Here is a 17772-nt window from a genome sequence, read left to right on the forward strand (position 1 = left end):
GGCACGGGCACGGGCAGGCGTTGGGGAGCCCCCCGGGTGCGCTGCGCTTACCCGGGCTACGGGTCGGGGAGGGGGCGGGGTGTGCAATGCGCTGGCCTGCCGGGGCGCCCGGGGGCGGTGGCCGAGGGGGCAGTTTCCCGCTATCATGCGCGGCTGACCTGCCCTGAGCAGGCACATGCCAAGAGCGTGCGTCCACGTGCACCACGCCTACAACGACTCCAACAGGCTCCGCCGAGATACCGCCATGACCACCAAGCCGTCCCTGAACACCCTGCTGCAGCAGTTCGAGAGCGAACAGGTGCAGCGCAAGCTTCCCGACTTCGGCCCGGGCGACACCGTCGTCGTCAACGTCAAGGTCAAGGAAGGCAACCGCGAGCGCATCCAGGCCTACGAGGGCGTGGTGATCGGCAAGAAGAACGCCGGCCTGAACTCCTCGTTCACCGTGCGCAAGATCTCGCACGGCTACGGCGTCGAGCGCGTGTTCCAGACCCACAGCGCCACCATCGACTCGGTCGACGTGAAGCGCCGCGGCGCGGTGCGCGCCGGCAAGCTGTACTACCTGCGCGGCCTGGAAGGCAAGAAGGCGCGCATCAAGGAAGACCTGTCCGCGCACGCCAAGGCGAAGGCCGCGGCCGCGGCCGCCGCTGCGGAAGCCGCCGAGTAAGGCTGCGCCCGCGCTGTCCCGCGACGGCCGCCGCAGGGCGGCCGTTTGCGTTGGTGGTGAATCGGATGCCCGCGTAGGTAGGGACGCAAGCGGAGGTCGCGGACATCGCTGCCGGCGCCGTTGATGCCGGGCGGGCATTGCCCCGGCCCTGCTGGGCGTATCCGGGCGGTTTCGCGGTCTCCGTGGCGTGGCCGGAGCGCGCATCGCGCCCGCTACAATCGACGGCCATGACATCCATGCACGATCCCGGGCAGCGTATCCGCCTCGACGTCTGGCTGTGGGCGGCGCGCTTCTACCGGACGCGCGCGCTGGCCCGGCAGGCGGTGGATACCGGCAAGGTCGAGGTCGATGGCCAGCGCGCCAAGCCCGCGAGGGCCGTGCGCGTGGGCGAGACGATGCGGATCGAGCGGTCCGGCGAGACTTTCGAGATCGAAGTGTGCGGACTGTCGGACATACGCGGGCCGGCACCGGTGGCGCAGGGTCTGTACTCGGAATCGGAGGACTCGCGCGCGCGGCGCGAGTCCGCCCGTGAACTGGCGCGCGCCGGACGCAACGGCTACCGCCCGCCGGAGAAGAAGCCGGACAAGCGTGCACGGCGCCTGATCCGCGCGCTCGGCGACATCGACGCGAGCTAGCCGCGGGACACGGGAAGGAAAACGCCGGCACGTGGCCGGCGTTTCCGCGTTTCGTGACGCCTGCGCCTCAAGCGAGGTCGAAGCGGTCCAGCTCCATCACCCGGGTCCAGGCCGCGACGAAGTCGCGCACGAACTTCTCCTGGCCGTCGTCGCTCGCGTACACCTCGGCCAGGGCACGCAATACCGAGTTGGAACCGAACACGAGGTCCACCCGGGTGCCCGTCCACTTCTTCTCGCCGCTGCTGCGGTCGCGCCCCTCGAACAGGTCGGCGGCCTTCGACGTCGCCTGCCATTGCGTGCCCATGTCGAGCAGGTTGCGGAAGAAGTCGTTGCTCAGCGTGCCGGGCCGGTCCGTGAACACGCCATGCGCGCCACCGTCGTGGTTGGCGCCGAGCACGCGCAGGCCGCCGACCAGGGCGGTCATCTCCGGCGCGGTCAGGGTCAGCAACTGCGCGCGGTCCACGAGCAGATGCTCGGCCGGCACCGCCGAACGGCCCTTGGCGTAGTTGCGGAAGCCGTCGGCGAACGGTTCCATCACCGCGAACGATTCGACATCGGTCTGGTCCTGGCGCGCGTCGGTGCGGCCGGGACGGAACGGCACGGCAACCTCGAAGCCCGCGGCCTTCGCCGCCTGCTCGACGCCCACCCCGCCAGCCAGCACGATCAGGTCGGCCAGCGAGATCTTCGTGCCGCCGCCCGCGTCCAGGTTGAATTCCATCTGGATGCGTTCGAGCGCCTTGAGCGCTTTCGCCAGCTGGGCGGGCCGGTTCACTTCCCAGTCCTTCTGGGGCGCCAGGCGGATGCGCGCGCCATTCGCGCCGCCGCGCTTGTCGCCACTACGGAAGGTCGAGGCCGAGGCCCAAGCGGTGGAGACCAGTTCGGCGACCGACAGTCCGGAATCGACGATCTTGCGCTTCAAAGCATCGATGCCGGCCGCGTCCACCAGCGGATGGTCGACCGCGGGCACCGGATCCTGCCAGACCAGTTCCTCCTTCGGCACTTCCGGGCCGAGGTAGCGCGAGCGCGGCCCCATGTCGCGATGGGTCAGCTTGAACCAGGCGCGGGCGAAGGCCTCGGCGAACGCCTGCGGGTTCTCCAGGAAGCGTTTCGAGATCGGTCCGTAGATCGGATCGAAGCGCAGCGACAGGTCGGTGGTGAGCATGCGCGGACGATGCTTCTTCGAGGGATCGTGCGCGTCGGGGATGTCATCGGGCGCGTCCTTGGCGACCCACTGGTGGGCGCCGGCCGGCGACTTCTCCAGTTCCCATTCGAAGCCGAACAGGTTCTCGAAGAACTTGTTGCTCCACAGCGCCGGGGTCTGGGTCCAGGTGACCTCGAGGCCGGAGGTGATGGTGTCGCCGCCCTTGCCGCTGCCGTAGCGATTGAACCAGCCCAGGCCCTGCATCTCGATCTCGGCCGCTTCCGGTTCCGCACCGACATTGTCGGCCGGACCGGCGCCGTGGGTCTTGCCGAAGCTGTGGCCGCCGGCGATCAGGGCAACGGTTTCCTCGTCGTCCATCGCCATGCGGGCGAAGGTGTCGCGGATGTCCTTGGCGGCGAGCAGCGGATCGGGATTGCCGTCGGGGCCTTCGGGGTTGACGTAGATCAGGCCCATCTGCACCGCGGCCAGCGGGTTCTCCAGCTTGCGCGAGTGCACGTCGCCATCGGCATCGTCGTCGGAGACCAGCACGCCTTCGTCGGCCGGCTTCTCGACGCCCTCCGAACCGTGCGCATAGCGCACGTCGCCACCGAGCCAGGTGGTCTCGCGGCCCCAGTACACGTCGAGGTCGGGTTCCCAGGTGTCCTCGCGCCCCGCGCCGAAGCCGAAGGTGCGGAACCCCATCGTCTCCAGCGCCACGTTGCCGGTGAGGATCATCAGGTCGGCCCAGGAAATGGCCTGGCCGTACTTGCGCTTGATCGGCCACAGCAACCGCCGCGCCTTGTCGAGGCTGACGTTGTCGGGCCAGCTGTTGAGCGGCGCGAAGCGCTGCTGACCGCGGCCGCCGCCGCCGCGTCCGTCGCCGATGCGGTAGGTGCCGGCGCTGTGCCAGGCCATGCGCACGAACAGGCCGCCGTAATGGCCGAAGTCGGCCGGCCACCAGTCCTGCGAGTCGGTCATCAGCTCGCGCAGGTCCTTCTTCAGCGCATGGTAGTCGAGCTTGTCGAACGCTTCGGCGTAATCGAAGCCTTCACCGAGGGGATTGGAGCGGGTCGAATGCTGGTTCAGCAAGTCGAGCCGCAGTTGCTGCGGCCACCAGTCGCGGTTGCTGGTGCCGCCTCCGGCGGTGGCGTGATGGATCGGGCACTTGGCTTCGCTGGACATCGCTGGAGCGCTCCTTCGGCGGATGATTCAGGAACACCACCCTACGCCCCCGTGATGAATAGATGAAATCGAATTAAGCGAAGGCACGCATAGCCTCAAGCTATCGCGATCGGCTCTGATGCAGTGCATCAATCGATGCGTGCAGCGGCCCGCTCAGGCGGCCAGGCCAGCCGCGTGGCCCGACGCCCAGGCCCACTGGAAGTTGTAGCCGCCGAGCCAGCCGGTCACGTCCACCACTTCGCCGATGAAAAACAGGCCGGGCACATGCCTCGACATCATGGTGGTCGAGGAGAGCCCCGCCGTGTCGACGCCACCGAGCGTCACTTCGGCGGTCCGGTAACCTTCGGTGCCGCTGGCCACGAGCGGCCAGGCGCCGAGCACGTCGGCGACCTGGCGCAACTGCGCCGGGGTGTACTGCCGCATCGGCCGGCTCGGCAGCCAGACCTCGCACAGGCGCTGCGCGAAGCGGCGCGGCAGCACGTCGCCCAGCACCGTGCGCAGCTCGGTGGCGGGGCGGTCGCGCTGCTGTGCGGCCAGCCAGGCGGGGAGGTCGTGGCCGGGCAGCAGGTCGAGCCGCAGCTCATCGCCCGGCTGCCAGTACGAGGAGATCTGCAGGATCGCCGGTCCGCTGACCCCGCGATGGGTGAGCAGCAGTCCGTTGCGGAAGCTCGCGCCATCGCAATGCGCTTGCACCTCGAACGCGACGCCCGACAGGTCCTGCAGACGCTCGAGGTGCTTGCCGCTCAAGGTCAGCGGCACCAGTCCCGCGCGCGTCGGCAGCAGCGCGTGGCCGAAGCTCCGTGCGAGCTCATGGCCGAAGCCGGTCGCGCCCATGCTCGGGATCGACAGGCCACCGGTGGCGACCACCAGGGACCCGCACTCGATCGTGCCCAGCGTGGTCTGCAGGCGAAAGGGGCCGTCGTCGGGGCGCTCGATCGTGTCGACGCTGCAGTGGGTGCGCACGTCGACGCCGACCGACGCGGCTTCCTCGAGCAGCATGCGCACGATCTGCTTCGACGAGTCGTCGCAGAACAGCTGCCCCAGCTCCTTCTCGTGCCAGGCGATGCGGTGGCGCTCGACCATCGCGATGAAGTCCGCCGGCGTGTAGCGGGCGAGGGCGGACTTGCAGAAATGCGGATTGGCCGAGAGGAAGTTCTCCGGCGTGGTGCCGGTATTGGTGAAGTTGCAGCGTCCGCCGCCGGACATCAGGATCTTCTTGCCGACCTTGTTGGCATGGTCCAGCACCAGCACGCGCCGCCCGCGTCCACCCGCGGTGATCGCGCACATCAGCCCGGCGGCGCCGGCGCCGAGGACGACGACGTCGGCTTCGGGCGTGGAAGGCGGTGCGTGCTCGTGCATCATGCGGCACCCCGGCCACCGCAGGCGCGTCGCATGCGAGCGCCGGACGCGAACACGGCGGGCCCTGCCCGCCGTGTCCGTCGTGCAGAAAGGGAACGCAACCGGGTCAGCGCTTGTCCCCCAGCGACCCGCCGCCGATCTTCAGGATGTCGCCCAGGCCGAACTGCCCATCGCCATCCTGGTCGAGGACCGCGCCGAGCAGGCCGCCGCTCAGCCCCCCTTGCTGGCGGACCTGCTGCTGCTCCTGGCCGAGGATCGAACCGAGCAGTTGCGCGCTGGGGTCGCTCTCCGCCAGCGTACCCGCGCCCTTGTTCTGGAACATCTGCCGCGCGAGGAATGCGAGTACGATCGGCGCGAGGATCTTCATCAATTGCCCGGCCTTGTCGCCGCCCAGCCCGGTCGCCTGACCGAGACCGGCCTCGGCGCGTGGCTGTCGCCCGTCGAACACGTGGTCGAGGATGCCTGCACCATTGGTCTGTCGCGACTGCGCGCCGCCGAGCACCGCGCCGAGCAGTCCGTCGAGGTCGCCGGCGCCGGCGAAATCCTTCTGCAGCGCCCCGTACAGCGCCTCCGCGCCCTGCGGCTGGCTGGCGTTGCGGCCGAGCGCGCCGAGCAGCAGCGGCAGCGCCGCGCTGATCGCGCCGGCGGTCTGCGCCTGGCCCACGCCGAGCTGGCTGGAGATCCGCTGCAGCGGTGCGCCGCCGAGCTGCTCGAACAACTGGTCGGTCAATGGGCTGGCCATGGTCTGTCCACGGTGAGGATGGGCGGCGCGGACGACTACTGTAGCGCTCCGGTGCCGGCACTAGCGCATGATGTCGAAGTCGCCCGCGAGCACGCGATCCAGCCGGCCGCTGCGCCAGCCGCGGCGGGTATCGCGCACCAGTGGCGAAGGCTCGCCGCGGTAGCGTCGGCAGATCGGCGGCGCGGCCGCGGACGATGGATCGTCCGGTTCCGCATCCGCGCCGTCCGGGCGGGTGGGCGACACCACGACCTGCACCGACAGGCGCTCGGTCGCGCCGCGTTCGTCGTCGATCTCCAGCACGTGCAGGCCGGCTTCCGCTGCGAGCAGGTGGAATGCGCCGAAGCCGGAAACCGACAGCCGCGCACGGCAGCGCTGCGCATCCTGCTCGACGAGTTCGACCTGCATGCCGCGCCGCTCGCTCCAGCCCAGGTACATGCCCAGCAGGCGCTGCCACCATTGCCGGACGTCCGCGGCGCGACGCGTGAGCTCCGCTTCGCTGGCGCTCAGAACGAGTTCGGCGTCCTGGGGCCGCCCCTGCGCGAGGTCCGCGATCGCGATCTCCAGCAGGAACAGCAACTGCGCCAGCCGGGCCGACAGCGTGCGGTCGGCGCCGCGGCGCAGCCGCTCGAACATGCGCGCCGCGCCGCCGAGCGCGCTTTCGATGCGGTCGCGGCGCTCGATGCGGTCGAGGATCCGGAAGCGGCCGGGGTCGGTCCAGAAGCCGGCATCGTTCATTGCGGCGAAATCCGCGTCGCGCGCCTCGCTCCAGGCGGTGTCCTCGATGCGTGCCGACAGCGCCAGCAGGGCCGGTTCCAGCGCGGCGGCGGGGAGCGGCGCGTCCTGGGCCGCGTCGACCAGCGCCCGCAGGTCGGCGCCCGATGCGGGCGCGGGCGCCTCGCCGGCAGGCGCGTCCGGATCGATGAACTCCACGTCCAGGCGGTCGCCCGCGCCGCGCACGAACAGGAATTGCCCGCCCTCGGGTGCGCGATGTTCGACGATGCTGCGCGCCAGCGGCGCCAGCAGGTGATCCTCGATCGCGCGGCGCAGCGGCCGCGCGCCGAGGTCCGGGGTGAAGCCGCGGTCGAGCAGGAACTCGATCGCGGAGGGTTCCCATTCCACCGCCCAGTCGCGGCTGCGCAGGCCGCGGCGCTCGAGCGCGCGCGCCAGTTCCTTGTGCAGGATGCCGCGCATGGCCGCGCGGTCGAGCGGGCGGAACAGCACCACGCGGTCGAGCCGGTTGAGGAACTCGCGGCGGAAGGTTTCGTACAGTGCCTTTTCCACCACGCTGCGCGAATAGCCGCCGGCGCTGGCGGTGAAGCCCGGCCCGGCGCCGCGGGCGATCGTCGAGCCGACGTTGCTGGTGAGGATGATGATGCTGTGGCGGAAATCGGCGGTGTTGCCGTGCTGGTCGCTGAGCCGGCCGTCGTCGAACACTTGCAGGAACAGGTCCCAGACGTTGGGATGCGCCTTCTCGAACTCGTCGAGCAGCACCACCGAGAACGGCTGCTCGCGGATCCGCGACACCAGCGAGCGCGCACCGTCCGCGTCGCGACCGCCGGCGATCAGGCGGTAGGCCGAATCGGGCGACTGGAACTCGCTCATGTCCAGCCGCAGCAGCCGCTCGTCGCTGCCGAACAGCAGTTCGCCCAGCGTCTTGGCCAGTTCGGTCTTGCCGGTGCCGGTCGGGCCGGCGAACAGGAACACGCCGATCGGGCGGCGGCTGTCGGTCAGGCCGGCCTTGAGCATCGCGATGCGGTCGACGAGGCACTCGATCGCCTCGTCCTGGCCGACGACGCGTCTGCGGAAGACGTCGCGCAGCCCGTCGAGCGAAAGCCGCTGGCGCTGGTCGACCACGTCCATCGGCAAGCCGCTGCGCTGGCCCACGGCGAGCAGCAGCGTGTTGCCGTCGATCGGCAGGGCGGGCGGTTCGTGCTGGCGCGCGAGCGCGAGCGCGTCGTCGAGCAGGCGCAGGCTGCGTCCGGGTTCGAACTGGTCGGGAAAGTACTGCGCGGCGATGCGCAGCGCTTCGGTCAGCGCGCCGGCATGGATCGCGTCCTGACCGCAGCGTTCGCGCGCCGCCTGCGCCCACTGGCCGGCGATGTCCGCCAGCGCCGCCTCGCCGGGGGGCGACAGCAGGTGCAGGTCGAACAGCCGTGCCACCGTGGGACGGGAGAGCAGCAGGCGCGCCTGCTGCTGTGGGGTCAGCTCGCCGACCAGCAGCAGCTCGCCGCGTTCGACCGCGGGCAGCACCAGGTCGAGGATGCCCCGCGGGTCGTTGGAATGGCTGCCCTTGTGCAGCAGGTCGAAGAAGTCCGGTACGCGCCACAGCGCGCGCGGGCGCTGCAGGGCGCCGAGCATCTCGCGCAGCCGTCCCTCGAGCTCTCCGATGTACTTCTGCCCGGCCAGCACGTCGGCGGCCGAGGCTTCGAACACCAGCCAGCCTTCGTCTTGCAGGCGCGCGCACAGCAGGTCGAGCAGGGCGGACTTGCCGGTACCGGGTTCCCCGACCAGCAGTTGCGGTCGAGGTGCGGGTTCGGCCAGGCGTTCGTGCAGTTCGTCGATCGCATCGTGCAACGCATCGTGACCGAACCGGGGCGCCGAAGCCGCGCGCGCACCGAGCCGGCCGATGCCGCCGAGCACGCGCCGCTCGCGCAGTCCGGCGAGCGCGGCGGCGATCGCATCGATCGACGGCTGCAGGACCGGTTCGCGGAAGCGCTCGAGCGTGGCCCTGATCTCCTCCAGGCGCGACTCGTCGGCATCCGCGGGTGCGGCCGGCGTCGCGTCGCCGGATGGCAGCGTGGACGCATGGCGCAGGTAGCGGCGGATGTCGTCGCGGATGCCGCCGTAGTCCCACCACCATTCGCGCGCGGCCATCGCGACCTCGGGCAGGGTGGCCGCATCCGGCAGCGTCTGCAGGTAGTCGAGGACGAAATGCAGGGCATAGGCGCCCAGTTGCGGGACGGCGGCAGCGACCGCGCTCGGATCGATATCGTCGCGCTGGCGCAGGGCGGCGCCGGCCATCGACGGCAGCACGTAGCCCTGGCTGGTGAGGCATTCGAGCACGCGTGCGGCGCCGAAAGCCGGGCCTGCGAGCAACGCCGCGCCCTCGTCGAACCCCGGCTGCTGCTGCAGGTCGGCGGGGCGCTGGATGGCGTCGTCCCTGGCTTCGACCGCCTGCTTGAGCGCCTGCAGCCGGTGTTCCGCCGAGGCCTGTGCGGTGGCCGGATCCGCAGTCGTCGCCTCGCCGGACGTGGGCTCCGCAGAAGGTGTGGAGGTGGTCGCGAAGCGCGCGTGTCGCGACCACGCGAACACGGCCAACGCCCCGGCGGACACGCCGGCGGCGAAGAGCAGAAACTCCATGGATGTTCCCCGCTTGGCCCGCCCGCAAGTCTAGACGAGGCGGCCCCGGCTCACGACAGCGCCTTGAGCCGGTACAGCGCCTCGAGCGCCTGTTTCGGCGTGAGCTCGTCGGGATCGAGCGAGGCCAGCGCTTCCAGCGCGGCCGAGGATGCGGCGAACAGGCCGAACTGCTGCGGCTGGTCGATGCGCTCGGCCGACATCGGTGCCGGGGCCGGCGCGTCGTGGCTGCGCCGTTCCAGTTCGGCCAGGCGCGCGCGCGCATCGCGGATCACGGCCCTGGGCAGGCCGGCGAGCGCGGCCACCTGCAGGCCGAAGCTGCGGTTGGCCGGGCCGTCCTTCACCGCGTGCATGAACACCAGGGTGTCGTTGCCCTGGCCGTCGTGGTGCTCCACCGCGTCCAGGTGCACGTTGGCGATGCCGCTGCCGGGTCCGGCGAGCGCGGTCAGTTCGAAGTAGTGGGTGGCGAACAGCGTGTAGCTGCGGTTGCGCTGGGCCAGGTGGCGCGCGCAGCCCTCGGCCAGCGCCAGGCCGTCGTAGGTCGAGGTGCCGCGTCCGATCTCGTCCATCAGCACCAGCGACTGCTCGCTGGCATGGTGCAGGATGTAGCTGGTCTCGGCCATCTCGACCATGAAGGTCGACTGCCCCTTCGCCAGGTCGTCGCCGGCGCCGATGCGGGTGAGGATGCGGTCGATCGGGCCGATCGTCGCGCTCGCCGCCGGCACGAAGCTGCCGATGTGCGCGAGCAGCACGATCAGCGCGTTCTGGCGCATGTAGGTGCTCTTGCCGCCCATGTTCGGGCCGGTGATCACCAGCATCCGACGCTCGTCGCCCAGCACCAGGTCGTTGGGCTCGAACGGTTCGTCGCGCACCGCCTCCACCACCGGGTGGCGGCCGCGTTCGATGCGGATGCCGGGCTCGGCGGACAGTTCCGGGCGCGACCAGTCCAGCGCCTGCGCGCGTTCGGCGAAGGCCGCGAGCACGTCGAGCTCGCTGAGCGCGGCGGCGCAGCGGCGCAGCGGTTCGAGGCGTTCGCCGAGCGCGTCGAGCAGATGTTCGTAGAGCAGCCGCTCGCGCGCCAGCGCGCGTTCGCGCGCCGACAGCACCTTGTCCTCGAACTGCTTGAGCTCCTCGGTGATGTAGCGTTCGGCGCCGGTGAGCGTCTGTCGCCGGGTGTAGTGCGCGGGCGCCTTCGACGACTGGCCCTTGCTGATCTCGATGAAGTAGCCGTGGACGCGGTTGTAGCCGACCTTCAGCGTGGCGATGCCGGTGGCCTGCTTCTCGCGCGCCTCGAGTTCGACCAGGAAGCCGTCGGCGTTGCTGCTGAGCTGGCGCAGTTCGTCGAGTTCGCCGTCGTGGCCGTCGGCGAACACGCCGCCGTCGCGCGCCAGTACCGGTGGCTGCTCCACCAGCGCCTGCGCCAGCAGGGTCGCCTCGGCCGCGTGTTCGCCGAGTTCGTCGGACAGTTCGCGCAGGCGCGGCGAATCCAGCGGGGCCAGCGCCTCGCGCAGCGCCGGCAGCATCGCCAGGCCGTCGCGCAGGGTGGACAGGTCGCGCGGCCGTGCCGAACGCAGCGCGATGCGCGAAAGGATGCGTTCGAGGTCGCCGAGCGCGCGGAAGCGTTCGCGCAGTGCCTCGTCGCCGCGATGGTCGATCAGCGTCGCGACCGCGGCGTGGCGCTTGCGCACGATCGCGTGCTCGCGCAAGGGACGATGCAGCCAGCGCCGCAGCAGGCGTCCGCCCATCGGCGAGACCGTGGTGTCGAGCACGCCGAGCAGGGTGTGGCGGGTGTCGCCGTCGACGCGGGTGTCGAGTTCGAGGTGGCGACGGGTGGCCGCGTTCATCGCGATCGCGCCGTCGCCGCTTTCCACGGCGATCGATGCCAGATGCGGCAGGCGCTGCTTCTGGGTTTCCTCGACGTAACCGAGCAGGGCGCCCGCGGCGGCGATCGCCAGCGGCCGGTCCTCGATGCCGAACCCGGTCAGATCGTGCAGGTTGAAGAACCGCAGCAACTGCCGGCGCCCGGCATCGGCATCGAACAGCCACGGCGCGCGTCGCCGCAGGCCGCTGCGCTCGCCGACGAAGCCGGGCCAGCCTTCCTCGTCCGGCAGCAGCACCTCGGCCGGCTCCAGGCGCGCGAGCTCGGCTTCGAGCTGCGCTTCGCCGGCCACCTCGTTGACCAGGAACCTGCCGCCGGCGAGATCCGCCCAGGCCAGTCCATAGCCGGCCTTGCCGCGGGCGACCGCCAGCAGCAGCGTGTCGCGCCGCTCGCTCAGCAGCGCCTCGTCGGTCACCGTGCCGGGGGTGACGATCCGCACCACCTTGCGTTCGACCAGTCCCTTGCTGGCGGCCGGGTCGCCGATCTGCTCGCAGATCGCCACCGATTCGCCCAGCGCGACCAGCCGCGCCAGGTAACCTTCTGCCGAATGGTGCGGCACGCCGGCCATCGGGATCGGCTGGCCCGCCGAACTGCCGCGCTGGGTCAGCGTGATGTCGAGCAGCCGCGCCGCCTTGCGGGCATCGTCGTGGAACAGCTCGTAGAAGTCGCCCATCCGGAAGAACAGCAGCACGTCCGGATGCTCCGCCTTGGCAGCGAAGTACTGCTTCATCAGCGGCGTGTGTTCGGACGCCTTGCCCGGGGTGGCGGCGCGGTCGGGTTCGGGGCGCTGCAAGAAGTTGCCTCGGCGATGGGGAACGGAAAGTGTATGGGAAGGGCGCGGACGGGTTGCGGCGCTGGCCATCGAAAGCCAACCGGGCGTGGACGGCTCGGCTCGCCCGCGAACCGCCCGCAGGTGCCCTGCCGCGGACTGTCCCGGTCGGCGCGACGCCCTGCTCACGAGGGCGGACAGACGTTCCGAAAGTATGTTAGGTTTTCGTTGTCATACGTCCACGGCGGCGCCGGCCAGTCCCCCACACAGGCCCGTGCCACCGCGTTCCGATGCCGTCCGCAGGCGGCGCAGGAACGCGCTCCGTTGCACGCTCGACTGTCGATACATCAACCACTTCTTTTTGGTTCTTCTTGGGGGACATACCATGGCGTCAGGCCATCCGCAGCGCAGTGTTCTCGCCATCGCCCTGTTCTCGGCGATCGTTTCCATGGCCGTACCCGCGGCTGCCCAAGATGCGGCGGCGCCCGGCGCGGAGGACGAGCCCCGGACGCTCGCCACCATGGTGGTCACCGCGCAGAAGCGCGAAGAACAGATGCAGGACGTGCCGATCTCGGTCACCGCGCTGGACGAACAGCTGCTGCGCGACAACAACGTGAGCGACATCAAGGACATGCAGATCCTGGTGCCCGGCCTGACCGTGACCAGCACCCAGAACGAGGCGATCACCACCGCCCGCATCCGCGGCATCGGCACGGTCGGCGACAACGTCGGCCTGGAGTCCTCGGTCGGCATCGTCATCGACGGCGTCTACCGGCCGCGCAACAGCGTCGGCTTCGGCGACCTCGGCCAGCTCGAACGCATCGAGGTGCTCAAGGGGCCGCAGGGCACCGTGTTCGGCAAGAACACCTCCGCCGGCGTGATCAACGTGGTCACCCGCCGTCCGAGCTACACCCAGAGCGCCGAGGCCGAGATCACCGCCGGCAACTACGGTGCGCTGGGCGTGTCCGGCGCCTACAATGACGCCTTCAGCGATACCGCGGCCTTCAGCGTCTATGCCGCCAAGCGCAAGCGCGATGGCTGGATGGATGTCGAAACCGGCAACGGCCCGCGCACACTGGACGAGGACTACGACCAGAACTTCCACACCGTCCGCGCCAAGCTGCTGTTCGAACCGGCCGAGACGCTCGACATCCTGCTCTCGGCCGACTACACCAGTCGCGAGGAGAACTGCTGCACCGCGGTCCAGACCACCGTCGGCGGGACCGCCGCGATCCTCAACGCGCTGGCGGGCGGGCAGGCCGTCGCCGCGCCCGGCGACGATCCGTTCGACCGCGTCGCCTACAGCAACCGGCCGACCGACCAGGACATCAAGGACAAGGGCGTTTCGGCCGAGATCAACTGGGACATGTCCGGCCTCGGCGGCGCCACCCTGACCTCGATCACCGCCGCGCGCGAATGGCAGGCGATCAACGGCCTGGACTACGACTTCAGCACCGCCGACCTGATCTACCGCAACGGCACCGAGGACGAGTCGTTCACCGGCTTCGAGACCTTCAGCCAGGAGTTCCGGCTGACCGGCGCGACCGACCGACTGGACTGGATGGTCGGCATGTTCTATTCCGACGAGGACCTCACCCGCAACGAGAGCTATCGCGTCGGCGCGCATTACGAACCCTACGTGTCCACCCTGGTGTACACGCTGGTCGGTCAGAGCCTGGCCGCGGCCGGCGTGCCGCTGGATAATCCGCTGGGGATTCCGCCGGCGGCCTTCCTGTCGCAGGTGGGCGGCACGCCGTACGGCACCGGCTTCACCGGCCTCGGCGCGCTGGACCGCTACGAGCAGAACGCGAAGAGCCTGGCGCTGTTCACCAACAACACCTGGCACGCCACCGATGCGCTCGACCTCACCCTGGGCCTGCGCTACACCCGCGAGGACAAGGAACTGACGTCGGACTACAGCAATCCGAACGGAAGCCTCGCCTGCACCGGCGCGCTGACCGACCAGAACCCGCTCAATCCCGCGCGCTACGCCCGCCTGCGCGCGGCGCTGGCCTCGCGCAGCACCGCGTTCGCCGGGCTGCCGGGTCCCGTGCAGGACGCGATCATGGCCTCGGCCGGCCCGCAGATCGCCGGCTACATGTGCCTGCCCTGGGCCAACGCGCTGCACAACGGGCGCAGCACCTACCAGGAAAGTGAGGAGACGGAGTGGTCGGGCACGCTGAAGGCCGCCTACCGCTGGAACGAGAACGTGATGACCTACGCCTCCGCCGCGCGCGGCTACAAGGGCGGCGGCTTCAACCTCGACCGGGTGCAGTCCGCCGATGGCGACTCGGCCAGCGGGGCCGGCATCACCCCGGTCGCCGATACCTCGTTCCCCGGTGAGTTCGTCGACAGCTACGAGCTCGGCGCCAAGACCACCTGGGCCGGCGGCTCGCTGCTGCTGAACGCGACGCTGTTCCACCAGGAGTACGAGGACTTCCAGCTCAACAGCTTCCTCGGCACCAGCTTCGTGGTGCGCTCGATTCCGAAGGTCACGTCCAAGGGCCTCGATGCCGAGATCCTGTGGCAGCCGCAGGCCGTGACCGGCCTGATGCTGCAGGGCGGCCTGATGTACGCCGACACCACCTTCGGCGACGACATCCCCGGCGGCGACTTCGTCGAACGCACCCCGCTCAGCACCTCCGGCGCGCTCTACAAGCTGCCGGGCGCGACCATGCCGTTCGCGCCCGAGTGGTCGGGCTCGATGGCGGTGACCTACGAATGGGACTTCAGCAGCGATCTGGTCGGCCGCTTCAACATCGGCGCCAAGTACATGGGCGACTACAACACCGGCTCCGACCTCGACGTGGAGAAGGCGCAGTCGTCGTACACGGTGGTCAACGCCAGGGTCGGCTTCGGCGCCAGCGACAACCGCTGGATGGTGGAACTGTGGGGCACCAACATCACCGACACCGAGTACGTGCAGGTGGGCTTCGATGCGCCGCTGCAGGGCCTGTTCCCGGATCCGGGCAATCCGTTGAACACGTTCAATGCCTTCCCCGCCGCGCCGCGGATGTACGGCGTGACGCTGCGCGTCCGCTACTGAGGTCGGTCGCCGTGCCTGGGCCCGCGCATCTTCGGATGCGCGGGCCTTTTGTTTGGATCTTCTGCAATGTGGGAAGTGGAAGTTTTCTCGGAGATGGTAACGGGCTTGCGGCCGGGGTCGTCCCGGAGCGGGGATTGCTCCTCGGCCCGGTCAGCCCGCTGCGCGGTCCGGCTCGGCGCATCGCGCCGCGCGTTCGCGCGGACGCGCGGCTGTGCCGCGCAAGACGTCCGCGCTCGCCCATGGCTGACTCGCCGCCGCAGCGCATCCATGCGCTGCTTTCCGCAACCCCCGACCCGGAACGCCCATCGGCCGACCATTGGCGTGGCTTCGAAGGCCAGGCCACCGGGCCATCGCGGCCAAAGCAACGGTGAGCCGCGTCCTGGCGCCCGGGGATCGCGGCAAGCAAAAACATGGATGTTTTGCGCGCGAGTCAGGGCACGATGCCCTGACCGAGCGGAAAGCGATCCCCGGGCGCCGGGGCGCGGCGTCCATCCGAAGTCCTGACAGGGACTTCCCCATCGCGGACCATTTCTCCCTCACATGGGAGAAGAACCTTTTTTTCTTTGGCCTGAACGACAACGCCTCGCTTGAGACACTGTCGGCCCAGGTCGGGTCCATCCGCATACCAATGCGCGGGCTAGCGCGTGGCAGCGGCAGCGCGATCCCGCGGATTGGGTTAAAAAGGGCGGCACGATTCCCCTTTGCACCCCGAATGCCGAACGCGATCCCCAGCGACGAAGACCTGCACCGCCTCGCCAGCGAGACCGGCGAACGCCTGCGCGCCACGCACCACATGCTGGTCACCGCCGAGAGCTGCACCGGCGGCTGGATTGCCAAGGTGGTGACCGACATCGCCGGGTCCTCGGAGTGGTTCGACTGCGGCATGGCGGTCTACAGCTACGAGGCCAAGCAGGCGATGCTGGGCGTGCAGCCGCAGACGCTGGAGGTGCACGGCGCGGTCAGCCGCGAGACCGCGATCGAGATGGTGTCCGGCGCGCTGGTGCACTCGGGCGCCAGCGTCGCGGTCGCGGTGACCGGCATCGCCGGGCCCGGCGGCGGCAGTGCGGACAAACCGGTCGGCACGGTGTGGATCGCGTGGAAACGGCGCGGCGGCTACGCGCGCGCCGAACTGTTCCAGTTCGGTGGTGACCGTGAGGCGGTGCGGCGCCAGACGGTGGCCGCCGCATTGCGCGGCCTCGAAGCTACCCTGGCGTGACGGTCATGGCCGCCGCAGGGAGGGCAGGGTGATGTGGGAAGCACTCGGCACCGTCCGCGATCTCGGCCGCCTGCAGGACATCGCCACCGTTCTGGTGCGCTATGGCTTCGGCGACATGGTCCGTCGCATCGGCCTGGCGGGCGCGCTCGAGCGCGCCGGGCGGCTGGTGCACTGGCGCGGCGCGGAAGACGGCCTTCTGCAGCTCGAGGTGCCCGAGCGCGTGCGCGCCGCGCTGCAGGATCTGGGGCCCACCTTCGTCAAGCTGGGCCAGGTACTGGCCACGCGCGTCGACCTGCTGCCGCCGCGCTGGATCGAGGAACTGTCCGAGCTGCAGAACGCGGTGCCGGCAGTCGGGTTCGAGGACATCCGGCCGCAGCTCGCCGAGGACCTCGGCGCCGATCCGGAAACCGTCTTCGCCGCGCTCGAACACGTGCCGATGGCGGCCGCGTCGCTGGCGCAGGCGCATCGCGCGCGACTCCACGACGGCACGCCGGTGGTGCTGAAGGTGCGCCGGCCAGGCATCCGCGACGTGGTCGAAGCCGACCTGCGCCTGCTCGCGCACCTGGCCACGATCGTCGAAAAGCAGATGCCGGAGCTGCGGCGTTACCACCCCTCCGACATGCTGCGCCAGTTCGCCGCCTCGCTGCGGCGCGAACTCGATTTCGCCGCCGAGTGCCGCAACGCCGAACGCATCGCGCGCAACTTCGAGGGTCGTGCGGACATCGTCATCCCCACGGTGTACTGGGCCTGGACCTGCGAGCGGCTCAACGTGCAGGAACGCCTCGACGGCATTCCCGGCCGAGACCTGGCCGCGGTCGATGCCGCCGGCCTCGACCGGGTGCAACTGGCGCGCACCGGTGCCGGCATCGTGCTCAAGATGGTGCTCGAGGACGGTTTCTTCCACGCCGATCCGCACCCGGGCAACATCTTCTACATGCCCGGCGGGGCGATCGGCGTGATCGATTTCGGCATGGTCGGGCGCGTCTCCGAACCACGGCGCCACCAGATCGTGCAGCTGTTGCATGGACTGGTGGACCAGGATCCGGCGTCGGTCACCGACGTGCTGGTCGACTGGACCGGGGACAGCCCCGACATCGACGAGTCGCGCCTGCAGGAATCGGTCGACCGCTTCGTCGACCAGTACCGTGGCGTGCCGCTGAAGGACCTGCGGATGGGCGCCATGCTCACCGACGTCGCCGCGATCCTGCGCGAGCACGGCCTCACCCTGCCGCCCGACCTCGCGCTGATGATCAAGGCGTTCCTCACGCTCGAAGGCATGGGACGCCAGCTCGATCCCGGGTTCGACATGGCCGGCGAGGCGCGCCCGTTCCTGGAACGCGCGATGCTCCAGCGCTACCTGCCCTCGGCGCTGGCGCGGCGCGGCAAGCGCACGATGATGGGCGTGTTCGACCTGGTGCGGGACATGCCCAAGGACCTGCATCGCCTGTTGCAGGCAGCGCGGCGCGGCAGGCTGCGGGTGCAGGTCGAGGTCGAGGCGCTCAAGACCTTCGGCGACCAGGTCGACCGGGCGGTCAGCCGGCTGACGATGGGGGTGGTGACCGCGGCGCTGATCGTCGGCTCCTCGATCGTGCTCAACAGCGCCGGCGGCGTGACCAGCGGCGCGCTGCGCGTGCTGGGTACCGTCGGGTTCGTCGGAGCCGCGCTGGGCGGGCTCTGGGTCCTGTTCTCGATCTGGCGGGGCGGGAAGCGCTAGGGGCGGCTGCAGCGGCACCGCCAGGCGCCGCCGCGGTCGACCAATCGGCTGCACCAGGCGGCGTGGCG

At 70.2% G+C, this 17772-nt stretch carries 10 protein-coding genes; 5 read left to right on the plus strand and 5 right to left on the minus strand.

From position 1 onward, the window contains the following. Positions 1–244: 244 nt before the first annotated feature. A complete protein-coding gene (rplS, locus tag JMO03_RS03380) occupies positions 245–664 on the plus strand; it encodes a 50S ribosomal protein L19 (RefSeq protein ID WP_202840222.1) in 420 nt (139 codons plus the stop codon). Positions 665–891: 227 nt separating this feature from the next. Next, complete coding sequence (locus JMO03_RS03385) at positions 892–1299, plus strand: RNA-binding S4 domain-containing protein (protein ID WP_425491767.1); 408 nt, start codon at positions 892–894, stop codon at positions 1297–1299. Positions 1300–1366: 67 nt separating this feature from the next. On the opposite strand, the gene katG is transcribed toward JMO03_RS03385, so the two are convergent. From katG to mutS, 5 genes are all read right to left on the minus strand, one after another. Next, the gene (gene katG / locus JMO03_RS03390; protein ID WP_202840223.1) at positions 1367–3622 is read right to left on the minus strand and encodes a catalase/peroxidase HPI; all 2256 of its coding nucleotides are present in this window, start codon (positions 3620–3622) and stop codon (positions 1367–1369) included. Between the two features lie 153 nt (positions 3623–3775). Further along, a complete protein-coding gene (locus JMO03_RS03395) occupies positions 3776–4981 on the minus strand; it encodes a BaiN/RdsA family NAD(P)/FAD-dependent oxidoreductase (protein ID WP_202840595.1) in 1206 nt (401 codons plus the stop codon). A 106-nt stretch (positions 4982–5087) separates the two neighbouring features. Further along, positions 5088–5723, minus strand: a complete 636-nt coding sequence (locus tag JMO03_RS03400) for a DUF937 domain-containing protein (RefSeq protein ID WP_202840225.1) — start codon at positions 5721–5723, stop codon at positions 5088–5090. 60 nt (positions 5724–5783) lie between these two features. Then, entirely contained in the window at positions 5784–9083 is a 3300-nt protein-coding gene (locus JMO03_RS03405) for an AAA family ATPase (protein ID WP_202840227.1), read from the minus strand. Between the two features lie 50 nt (positions 9084–9133). Then, positions 9134–11689: a DNA mismatch repair protein MutS gene (mutS, locus tag JMO03_RS03410; RefSeq protein ID WP_238345881.1), complete on the minus strand. Its 2556-nt coding sequence runs from the start codon at positions 11687–11689 to the stop codon at positions 9134–9136. Positions 11690–12113: 424 nt separating this feature from the next. On the opposite strand from mutS, the gene JMO03_RS03415 reads away from it, so the two are divergent. The 3 genes from JMO03_RS03415 (at position 12114) to JMO03_RS03425 (ending at position 17704) form a co-directional block, all read left to right on the plus strand. After that, complete coding sequence (locus JMO03_RS03415; protein ID WP_202840231.1) at positions 12114–14774, plus strand: TonB-dependent receptor; 2661 nt, start codon at positions 12114–12116, stop codon at positions 14772–14774. A gap of 712 nt (positions 14775–15486) precedes the next feature. Then, positions 15487–15990 (plus strand): CinA family protein, encoded by a 504-nt coding sequence (locus JMO03_RS03420; protein ID WP_202840233.1) that lies wholly within the window; start codon positions 15487–15489, stop codon positions 15988–15990. 31 nt (positions 15991–16021) lie between these two features. After that, entirely contained in the window at positions 16022–17704 is a 1683-nt protein-coding gene (locus tag JMO03_RS03425; RefSeq protein ID WP_202840597.1) for an ABC1 kinase family protein, read from the plus strand. Positions 17705–17772: the final 68 nt, after the last annotated feature.

Origin of the sequence: Luteimonas saliphila, assembly GCF_016774335.1 — a bacterium.
Classification (GTDB): domain Bacteria; phylum Pseudomonadota; class Gammaproteobacteria; order Xanthomonadales; family Xanthomonadaceae; genus Luteimonas; species Luteimonas saliphila.

Excerpts from the sequence above, each read along its gene's own strand:
- rplS (WP_202840222.1), top strand. The coding sequence starts at position 245 with ATGACCACCAAGCCGTCCCTGAACACCCTGCTGCAGCAGTTCGAGAGC.
- JMO03_RS03385 (WP_425491767.1), top strand. The coding sequence starts at position 892 with ATGACATCCATGCACGATCCCGGGCAGCGTATCCGCCTCGACGTCTGG.
- katG (WP_202840223.1), bottom strand. The coding sequence starts at position 3,622 with ATGTCCAGCGAAGCCAAGTGCCCGATCCATCACGCCACCGCCGGAGGC.
- JMO03_RS03395 (WP_202840595.1), bottom strand. The coding sequence starts at position 4,981 with ATGCACGAGCACGCACCGCCTTCCACGCCCGAAGCCGACGTCGTCGTC.
- JMO03_RS03400 (WP_202840225.1), bottom strand. The coding sequence starts at position 5,723 with ATGGCCAGCCCATTGACCGACCAGTTGTTCGAGCAGCTCGGCGGCGCA.
- JMO03_RS03405 (WP_202840227.1), bottom strand. The coding sequence starts at position 9,083 with ATGGAGTTTCTGCTCTTCGCCGCCGGCGTGTCCGCCGGGGCGTTGGCC.
- mutS (WP_238345881.1), bottom strand. The coding sequence starts at position 11,689 with ATGAAGCAGTACTTCGCTGCCAAGGCGGAGCATCCGGACGTGCTGCTG.
- JMO03_RS03415 (WP_202840231.1), top strand. The coding sequence starts at position 12,114 with ATGGCGTCAGGCCATCCGCAGCGCAGTGTTCTCGCCATCGCCCTGTTC.
- JMO03_RS03420 (WP_202840233.1), top strand. The coding sequence starts at position 15,487 with ATGCCGAACGCGATCCCCAGCGACGAAGACCTGCACCGCCTCGCCAGC.
- JMO03_RS03425 (WP_202840597.1), top strand. The coding sequence starts at position 16,022 with ATGTGGGAAGCACTCGGCACCGTCCGCGATCTCGGCCGCCTGCAGGAC.